Here is a 9555-nt window from a genome sequence, read left to right as displayed (position 1 = left end):
CGGTCGAACAGCACGATCTCCCCCGCGGCGGGCAGGTGCTCGACGTACCGCTGGAAGTACCACTGCGTCCGCTCGCGGTCCGTCGGGCTCGGCAGCGCCGCGATCCGCACCACCCGCGGGTTCAGGTGCTCGGTGACGCGCTTGATCGTGCTGCCCTTGCCCGCGGCGTCGCGGCCCTCGAACACCACGACCAGGCGCGCTCCTTCCGCCCGGACCCACTCCTGGAGCTTCACCAGCTCGGCTTGCAGGCGCAGCAGTTCACGCTCGTAGACCGCGCGCGGGATCTTCTTGGCTCCGGGCATGCCCCGACGCTACGAACCCGGCCGGCGTCCGTGCTGCGGCCGGACGTCGGCGGAGCAGGGGCCTTTGGTCCCTCGCCCCGGGGCGGTGCGGCCCTCCCCCGCGCACACCCGCGGGAGGACGGTCGGACGATGGCTGCCACCTTCCCGCTCGGGCGCCCGGCCGGTATCCGCGTCGGCGCGCACTGGTCCGTCCTCCCGATCTTGGCGCTGCTCGCCGGGTTCCTGGCGCGGTCGCCGCTGCCGGAAGCCGTGCCCGGCCGGTCCCCGGTCGTCTACTGGGCGACCGGCGCGACGGGGTCGGTCGTCCTCCTCGCGTCGTTGCTGGTGCACGAGCTCGGCCACGCGCTGGCCGCCCGGGACCGCGGCCACGTCGTCGACGGCATCACCCTGTGGCTGCTCGGCGGCCGCACGGAGCCGGACGGCGGGCCCCCGACGCCGCGTTCCGCGATCGCCGTCGCGATCGCCGGCCCGGTGGCGAGCCTCGCGGCCGGCGCCGGGTTCCTGGGTGCCGGCCTGCTGTCCTCCGGGCTCGTGGCGCCCACGCTGACCTGGCTGGGCTGGACGAACCTGGCCCTGGCGTCGTTCACCCTGCTGCCCGGCGCGCCACTGGACGGCGGCCGCGTCCTGCAGGCGGTCGTCTGGAAGGTCACCGGCGACCGGCGGCGTGCCCAGGCCGTGGCAGCGCACTCCGGCACCGTCCTCGGAGTGGTGCTGGCGTCCACCGGGCTCCTGTGGCTGCTGTGGTCCGGTGGCTTCGCCGGGCTGGGGCTGGTCGGCCTCGGCTGGTTCCTCGCCCTGTACGCCCGCGCGGAACTCGCGGCGGGCGCGGACGGATCCGGCGCGCCGAGGTCTTGACGCGCCGGGTCGGTCCGCCGCCACGGCCAAGACCACCGCGCCTGCCGTCGTCGGCGAGCGGGGGCCCCGGCCGAGCCGGGGAACGCGCGCGGCGGTCAAGCGGCCCGCCGCCGGATGACGGTGGCCGTGAGGACGCCGGCGCCCGCCGCGGTCGCGGCGAGCAGCACGAACCCGAGCAGGTACGAGCCCGTCGCGCTGTACACCGCGCCCATGACCAGCGGCGGGAAGAATCCGCCGAGACCGCCGGCCGCGCCCACGACTCCGGTCACCGCGCCGACTTCGGCCGGTGCGACCAGCCGGGCGACCAGGGCGAACACCGCGCCCGTCCCGGTGCCGAGCGCACCCGCCAAGCCGAGGAAGAGCGCCGTCCCGACGGGCACGAGCGGCGGCTCGGACGCGGCTCCCAGCGCGAGGACGCCCACCACGGCGAACACCCCCACGAGCAGCTTCACCGGATCCGTCCGGTCCGACAGCCAGCCGCCCACCGGCCGCATCGCCACGGCGAGCACCACGAACCCGGCCGTGCGCAGGGCCGCGTCGCCGCGGTCCAGGCCGAACGACGTCACCAGGTAGGTCGGCAGGTACACGCTGAACGCGACGAACCCGCCGAACGCCACCGCGTAGAGCACGCTCAGCTGGCTGGTCACCGGCATCCGCAGGGCGATGCCGAGCCGGTGGAGCAGGCTTCCGGTCGCCCGGGGCCGGTCCGCGCGGTCGCGCAGGACGAAGAACGCGAGCACCGCGTAGGCCACGAGGACGCCGGCCACCAGGTCGAACGGGAAGCCGTGCCCGAACGCCTTGGTCAGCTGGACGGTCGAGAACGCCGAGATCGCGGTGCCACCCATGCCCGCCCCGAAGATGCCGAGCGCGAGTCCCCGGCGCTGCGGCGGGTACCACGAGTTGACGAACGGGATGCCGATCGCGAAGGTCGTCCCGCCGAGGCCGAGGAAGAAGCCGCCGACGAGGTAGCCGGTCAGCGAAGCGGCGCCGTGTCCCAGGTAGAGCACCGGAATCGCGGTCAGCAGGGCGACCACGGGGAACATCCGGCGGGCGCCGAGCCGGTCGGTCAGCGCGCCCACCGGGATCCGCCCGAGCGAGCCGACGATGACGGGCACCGCGACCAGGACGGCCTGCTGCACCGAAGACAGGTGCAGCTGGTCCCGCAGCGACGCGCCCAGCGGGGAGAGCAGCGCCCACGCCCAGAACGTGACGGCGAACCCGGCGGTCGCCATCGTGAGCATGAGACCGGCACGGGCGTCCGGCCGGGCCGGGGCTCCGGGTCGTCGGGGCAAGGATTTCGTCACGGCCGGCTCCTCTGGGGTGGGCTCCTCGGTGCCATCGTCGGATCACCCGGAGCCGGTGGGTAATGGTCCTTGGTCTTCTCGATCGGGGACCTTCGGCGTAGCTTCGGGACGTCCGTCCCTGAAATCGTTTCCAGCGAGATCGAAATCGTGGGAGGCGCCATGGCGCGAGGAGCGAAGGACTCCACCGGGACGGACGGCCCGCTGGCCGACGCCCTGCTGAAGACGGGCCGGTTCTTCACCCGGCGCGAAACCTCCGCGGATCTGCGGGCGGTGTTCGCCGAAGGCGGCCGCGAGGGCGACGTCTTCTACCGCGACCGCTGGAGCCACGACAAGGTGGTCCGCTCGACCCACGGCGTGAACTGCACCGGCTCCTGCTCGTGGAAGGTCTACGTCAAGGACGGGATCATCACCTGGGAGACCCAGCAGACGGACTACCCGTCGGTCGGCCCGGACTCCCCCGAGTACGAGCCCCGCGGCTGCCCGCGCGGTGCCGCTTTCTCCTGGTACACCTACTCGCCCACGCGGGTCCGGTACCCGTACGCGCGGGGCGTGCTGGTCGAGATGTACCGCGAGGCCAAGGCGCGGCTCGGGGATCCCGTCGCCGCGTGGGCCGAGGTCACCACCGATCCGGTGAAGCGCAAGCGGTACCAGTCCGCGCGGGGCAAGGGCGGGCACGTGCGGGTCTCGTGGGACGAAGCCACCGAGATCGTCGCCGCGGCCCACGTCCACACGATCAAGACGTACGGCCCCGACCGGATCGCCGGGTTCTCCCCCATCCCGGCGATGTCGATGGTCAGCCACGCGGCCGGCTCGCGGTTCATCGAGCTGATCGGCGGCGCGATGACATCGTTCTACGACTGGTACGCCGACCTGCCGGTGGCCTCCCCGCAGGTCTTCGGCGACCAGACCGACGTTCCCGAGTCGGGTGACTGGTGGAACGCCACCTACCTGCTCATGTGGGGGTCCAACGTCCCGGTGACGCGCACGCCCGACGCGCACTGGATGGCCGAAGCGCGGTACAAGGGCCAGAAGGTCGTCGTGATCTCCCCGGACTACGCCGACAACACGAAGTTCGCCGACACCTGGCTGCCCGCCCAGCCCGGCACCGACGGCGCGCTGGCGATGGCCATGGGCCACGTCATGCTGAAGGAGTTCTTCGTCGACCGGCGCGTCCCGTTCTTCGTGGACTACGTGCAGCGCAACACGGATCTGCCGTTCCTGGTCACCCTCACCGAGCGCGACGGCGCGTACGTGCCGGGCAAGTTCCTCACCGCCGCCGACCTCGGCGAGGACACCGAAGGCGCGGCCTGGAAGACGGTGCTGATCGACGGCCGCACCGGCGAACCCTTGGTACCCCACGGTTCCCTCGGCTTCCGCTACACCGAAGCCGGGGCCGGCAAGTGGAACCTCGAACTCGGTGACGTCGCCCCGCAGCTGACCCTGCACGGCGGTGACGCCGTCGAGGTGCTGCTCCCCCGGTTCGACGCCCTCGACGGCACCGGCGGGGTGCTGCGCCGGGGTGTCCCGGTCCGCCGCGTCGCCGGCCGGCTCGTCACGACGGTGTTCGACCTGATGCTGGCCCAGTACGGCGTTTCCCGCGACGGCCTGCCGGGCACCTGGCCGACCGGGTACGAGGACGCGGCCGAGCCGTACACGCCCGCGTGGCAGGAGGCGATCACGTCGGTGCCGGCCGGGCAGGTGGTCCGGATCGCGCGGGAGATGGCCGTCAACTCCGAGGAGTCGCACGGCCGGACGATGATCGTCATGGGCGCCGGGATCTGCCAGTGGTTCCACGGCGACACGACCTACCGCGCCGTGCTCGCGCTGCTGATGCTCACCGGCTCGATGGGCCGCAACGGCGGCGGCTGGGCCCACTACGTCGGGCAGGAGAAGTGCCGTCCGGTGACCGGCTGGGCCACGATGGCGATGGCGACCGACTGGCAGCGCCCGCCGCGGCAGATGATCGGCACGGCTTACTGGTACACCCACACCGACCAGTGGCGTTACGACGGCTACCGCGCCGACGCGCTCACCTCCCCGCTCGCCGAAGGCAGGCTGGCCGGCAAGCACACGATGGACACCATCGCGCTGTCCGCCCGGCTGGGCTGGATGCCGTCCTATCCGCAGTTCGACGTCAATCCCCTCGACCTGGCCGACGAAGCCGACTACGACGTCGCCGCGCACGTCGCCGATCGCCTGCGGGACGGCACCCTGAGGTTCGCGATCGACGACCCCGACGACCCGGCGAACTGGCCGCGCTGCCTGACGTTGTGGCGGGCCAACCTGCTCGGCTCGTCGGCCAAGGGCGACGAGTACTTCCTCAAGCACCTGCTCGGCACGCACAACAACCTCGAGGCCGGGCAGACGCCGCCGGACCGCCGTCCCCAGGACGTCGAATGGCGGGGCGACGAGCCGCCCGAGGGCAAGCTGGACCTGCTGCTGTCCCTGGACTTCCGGATGACCAGCTCCACGCTGCTGTCGGACGTCGTGCTGCCGGCCGCGACCTGGTACGAGAAGCACGACCTCAACACCACCGACATGCACCCGTTCGTGCACGCGTTCACCCCAGCGATCGACCCGCCGTTCGAAGCGCGCACCGACTTCGACGCCTTCCACGCCATCGCGCGCCGGTTCTCCGAACTCGCCACCACGCACCTCGGCGTGCGGCGGGACGTCGTCGCCGTGCCGCTGCAGCACGACACCCCCGGCGAGACCGCCCAGCCCGGCGGCACGGTCCTGGACTGGCGCGCGGGCGAGGTCGAGGCGATCCCCGGCAAGACCATGCCGAACTTCGTCGTCGTCGAACGCGACTACCCCGCGGTGGCCGACAAGCTGGCCGCGATCGGTCCGCTCGTCGACCGCCTGGGCCTGACCACCAAGGCCGTCACCTACCACCCGGACGAGGAAATCGCCCGCCTGGCGGCGAAGAACGGCGTCATGCTCGGCGGCGCCGCGGACGGCCGCCCGGCGATCGACACCGACGCCAAGCTGGCGGAAGCGATCCTGGCGCTGTCGGCCACCACGAACGGCAGGCTGGCCGTGCAGGGGTTCGAACAGCTGGAGCGCCGCACCGGGGTCCGGCTGGCCGACCTCGCCGCCGGGAGCGAAGAGAGACGGATCTCCTTCGCCGACACCCAGGCCCAGCCGGTGCCGGTGATCACCAGCCCGGAGTGGTCGGGCAGCGAGACCGGCGGCCGCCGGTACGCGCCGTTCACGGTCAACGTCGAGCGCCGCAAGCCGTGGCACACCCTCACCGGCCGCATGCACTTCCTGCTCGACCACGACTGGATGCACGAGATGGGCGAGACCCTGCCGATCTACCGCGTCCCGCTGGACATGCACCGGCTCTTCGGCGAGCCGGCCCTCGGCGAGACCGACGGCGCTTCGGTGACCGTGCGGTACCTGACCCCGCATTCGAAGTGGTCGATCCACTCGGAGTACCAGGACAACCTGTTCATGCTGTCGCTGTCCCGCGGCGGCCCGGTCGTGTGGCTGAGCGAGCCCGACGCGACCGCCATCGGCGTGCGCGACAACGACTGGGTGGAGGCGGTCAACCGCAACGGCGTCATGGTGCTGCGCGCGGTCGTCAGCCACCGCATCCCGGCGGGCACGGTATTCGTCTACCACGCCCAGGAACGCGTGGTGAACGTCCCGAAGTCCGAGCACACCGGGCGGCGCGGCGGGATCCACAACTCGCTGACCCGGATCCTCGTCAAGCCGACGCACCTGATCGGCGGTTACGCCCAGCTGTCGTTCGCGTTCAACTACCTCGGCCCGACCGGCAACCAGCGGGACGAGGTCACGGTCATCCGGCGCCGCAGCCAGAAGGTGGAGTACTGAGATGCGCGTGATGGCCCAGCTGGGCATGGTGATGAACCTCGACAAGTGCATCGGCTGCCACACCTGCTCGGTGACCTGCAAGCAGGCGTGGACCAACCGCGGCGGCGTCGAGTACGCGTGGTTCAACAACGTCGAAACCCGCCCTGGGCAAGGGTATCCGCGGCGTTACCAGGACCAGGAGCAGTGGCGCGGCGGCTGGGTGCGGAACCGGCGTGGCCGGCTGAAGCTGAAGGCGGGCGGCCGGTTCCGGAAGCTGTTCACGATCTTCGCGAACCCGGTGCTGCCGAACATCCGCGACTACTACGAGCCGTGGACCTACGACTACGAGAACCTCACCGACGCGCCGCTGGGCGACGACTTCCCCGTCGCCCAGCCGAAATCGCTGCTGTCGGGCGAACCGATGGCCGTCGAGTGGAGCGCCAACTGGGACGACGACCTCGGCGGCGCCCCGGAACACGGCCCGCGCGACCCGATCGTCGAGCGGCTGCGCCGGGAGTCCGAGGAGAAGGTGAAGTTCTCCTACGAGCTGGCGTTCATGTTCTTCCTGCCCCGCATCTGCGAGCACTGCCTCAACCCGGCCTGCGTCGCGTCGTGCCCTTCGGGAGCGATGTACAAGCGGGCCGAAGACGGGATCGTGCTCGTCGACCAGGACCGGTGCCGGGGCTGGCGGATGTGCGTGACCGGCTGCCCGTACAAGAAGGTGTACTTCAACCACCGCACCGGCAAGGCCGAGAAGTGCACGTTCTGCTACCCGCGCGTCGAGGTGGGGCTGCCGACGGTGTGCAGCGAGACCTGCGTCGGCCGGCTGCGCTACATCGGGCTGTTCCTCTACGACGCCGACCGCGTCACCGCCGCCGCTTCGGTGGACGAGAAGGACCTGTACGAAGCCCAGCTCGACATCCTGCTCGACCCGCACGACCCCGAGGTGATCGCCGCCGCGCGCCGCGACGGCATCGCCGAGGACTGGCTCGACGCCGCCCGGCGGTCGCCGGTGTACAAGCTGGCCAAGGAGTACCGGGTGGCGCTGCCGCTGCACCCGGAGTTCCGCACCATGCCGATGGTCTGGTACATCCCGCCGCTGTCGCCGGTGGTCGACCGGCTCACCGAGACCGGCCACGACGGCGAGGCCGCGGGCAACCTCTTCGGCGCGATCGAGGCCCTGCGCATCCCGATCGGCTACCTCGCCGAGCTGTTCACCGCCGGCGACGTCGAGCCGGTGGACCGGGTGCTCCGGAAGCTGGCCGCGATGCGGTCCTACATGCGGGACGTCAGCCTGGACCGCCCGCGCGACGAGTCGATCGCTTCGGCGGTCGGCATGACCGGCGGCGAGCTGGTGGAGCTGTACCGGCTGCTCGGCATCGCGAAGTACGACGAGCGGTACGTCATCCCCACCGCCTACACCGGCGAAGCCCACCAGCTGGAGGAACTGGGCTGCAGCCTCGACGTCGACGGCGGGCCCGGCATGGTCGGCAGCGGCCCGTTCGGCGAAGGCTCCGGGCGCGCCACCCCGGTGTCCCTCGAGACGTTCCACGCCCTGCGCGACCGCCAGACCAGCGACAACGTCACCGACCTCGGCCTGCCCGGGGCGCGCGTCAACCTCCTCAACTGGGACGGCAAGGGCCGGCCCTTCCCACCCCGGAGCGACCGATGACCCCCGACCAGACCAGGGTGGTGCTGCAGGCGGCGTCCCTGTGCCTGCAGTATCCCGACGACGCACAGCAGGCGGCGCTGCCCACCGTGCGAGCGGCCGTCTCGGCGCTTCCGGACTCCGTGCCGCGTGACCACCTCCAGGGGTTCCTGGCTTCGGGCGGAGACGCCGAGCACTACGTGAAGGTGTTCGACACCCGGCGCCGCTGCTGCCTCTACCTCACCTGGTGGAGCGACGGCGAAACGCGCCGCCGCGGCAGCTCGCTCGCCGCGTTGAAGGCGCGCTACCGCCGCGCCGGCGTCGAGTTCACCGGCTCCGAGCTGCCCGACTACCTGCCGGCGGTCCTGGAGTTCGCGGCCACGGCCGACCTGGTGGACGGGTTGGCGCTCCTGCAAGAGCACCGCGCGGGCCTGGAACTGCTCCGCCTCGCGCTGCTCGAAGCCGGCACGCCCTACGCGGGACCGGTGCGGGCGGTGTGCGCCCTGCTGCCCGGCCCGTCACCCGAGGACGTCGCCGCGGCCAAGGCCCTCGCCCGCGGCGGCCCGCCCCGCGAGCAGGTCGGCCTGGAGCTCGCCCCGTTCGGCACGGTCCCCGCGGGAGCCCCGCGATGAACGTCCTCCTCTGGGGCATCTTCCCGTACGTCGTGCTCGCCGTGCTGACCGGCGGGACGGTGTGGCGCTACCGCTACGACAAGTTCGGCTGGACGACGCGCTCGTCGGAGCTGCAGGAGTCCCGGCTGCTGCGGATCGGGAGCCCGCTGTTCCACTTCGGGCTCCTCGTGGTGATCGCCGGCCACGTGATCGGCCTGCTGATCCCCAAGAGCTTCACCGACGCGGTGGGCCTGGGCCAGGAGGCCTACCACGTCCAGGCGCTGGTGCTCGGCACGGTCGCCGGAGTGTCCACTTTGGCCGGGGTGACGATCCTGGTGTACCGCAGGCGCACGACGGGCCCGGTCTTCCGCGCCACGACGGCGAACGACAAGCTGATGTACCTGGTCCTGGTGGCGGCGATCGTGGCAGGCCTGGCGACGACGCTGCTGGGTGCCGCGGGCGGCGAGGAGCACGACTACCGGCTGACGGTCTCCCCGTGGTTCCGGTCGCTGTTCGTGTTCCAGCCGGACGTCGAAGCGATGAGCCACGCGGGGTTCGCGTTCCACCTGCACGTGCTCATCGGGATGGCGCTGTTCGCCCTGTGGCCGTTCACCCGGCTGGTGCACGCGTTCACGGCACCGGTGACGTACCTGGTGCGGCCGTACATCGTGTACCGGTCCCGGGATCGTGCGGCCGCTTCACGTCCGGTGCGCCGGGGCTGGGCGCCGGCCCAGCCGGAGGGCCGCCGCCGGAAGTGACCCGTGCCGTCAGGGTGCCCAGGGCAGAAGGCGACAAGGCGATGTCGATCACGGGCCGCGCCTGGTGGTACTCGTCGTAGGAGATGTCGGCCGGCCCCAGCTCGTACATGGCGTTGAGCACCCACACCGCGTCGGGCACGTCCTCATGATCTCAGTGGTGACGGCTCAGGAGGACGGGAGCGTGAAGTACGCTTCCTCCTCCTGCGCGAAATGCAGGGTCAGCACGGCATCCAGCCCATAGAGCGTCGCGCGCAGGTC

General features: G+C 71.8%; 6 protein-coding genes and 1 pseudogene. 5 read left to right on the top strand and 2 right to left on the bottom strand.

Features of this window, described 5'->3' with window-relative positions; all coding sequences use genetic code 11:
* A pseudogene (locus tag AB0G28_RS48385) lies at positions 1-302 on the bottom strand (polyphosphate kinase 2); the annotation flags it as partial.
* A 129-nt stretch (positions 303-431) separates the two neighbouring features.
* On the opposite strand from AB0G28_RS48385, the gene AB0G28_RS48380 reads away from it, so the two are divergent.
* Positions 432-1157 carry a site-2 protease family protein gene (locus AB0G28_RS48380; protein ID WP_361106144.1) on the top strand — a complete coding sequence of 242 codons (726 nt, stop codon included), beginning with the start codon at positions 432-434 and terminating at the stop codon, positions 1155-1157.
* Positions 1158-1252: 95 nt separating this feature from the next.
* On the opposite strand, the gene AB0G28_RS48375 is transcribed toward AB0G28_RS48380, so the two are convergent.
* On the bottom strand, positions 1253-2398 hold the full coding sequence (locus AB0G28_RS48375; protein WP_361106147.1) for an MFS transporter: 1146 nt from the start codon (positions 2396-2398) through the stop codon (positions 1253-1255).
* Positions 2399-2620: 222 nt separating this feature from the next.
* Here AB0G28_RS48375 and AB0G28_RS48370 point away from each other — a divergent pair, with 222 nt between their 5' ends.
* From AB0G28_RS48370 to narI, 4 genes are read left to right on the top strand one after another with little or no spacing between them, the layout of a single operon-like run.
* Entirely contained in the window at positions 2621-6301 is a 3681-nt protein-coding gene (locus AB0G28_RS48370) for a nitrate reductase subunit alpha (protein WP_361106141.1), read from the top strand.
* A 1-nt stretch (position 6302) separates the two neighbouring features.
* The gene (narH, locus tag AB0G28_RS48365; RefSeq protein WP_361106138.1) at positions 6303-7952 is read left to right on the top strand and encodes a nitrate reductase subunit beta; all 1650 of its coding nucleotides are present in this window, start codon (positions 6303-6305) and stop codon (positions 7950-7952) included.
* Positions 7949-8560 (top strand): nitrate reductase molybdenum cofactor assembly chaperone, encoded by a 612-nt coding sequence (gene narJ, locus AB0G28_RS48360; protein WP_361106135.1) that lies wholly within the window; start codon positions 7949-7951, stop codon positions 8558-8560. The genes narH and narJ overlap by 4 nt, the downstream gene beginning before the upstream one ends.
* Positions 8557-9297, top strand: a complete 741-nt coding sequence (gene narI / locus AB0G28_RS48355) for a respiratory nitrate reductase subunit gamma (RefSeq protein ID WP_361106132.1) — start codon at positions 8557-8559, stop codon at positions 9295-9297. The genes narJ and narI overlap by 4 nt, the downstream gene beginning before the upstream one ends.
* Positions 9298-9555: the final 258 nt, after the last annotated feature.

The organism is Amycolatopsis sp. NPDC021455 (genome assembly GCF_040640995.1).
Lineage (GTDB): Bacteria > Actinomycetota > Actinomycetes > Mycobacteriales > Pseudonocardiaceae > Amycolatopsis.
This window is presented reverse-complemented; position numbering and strand designations above follow the sequence as displayed.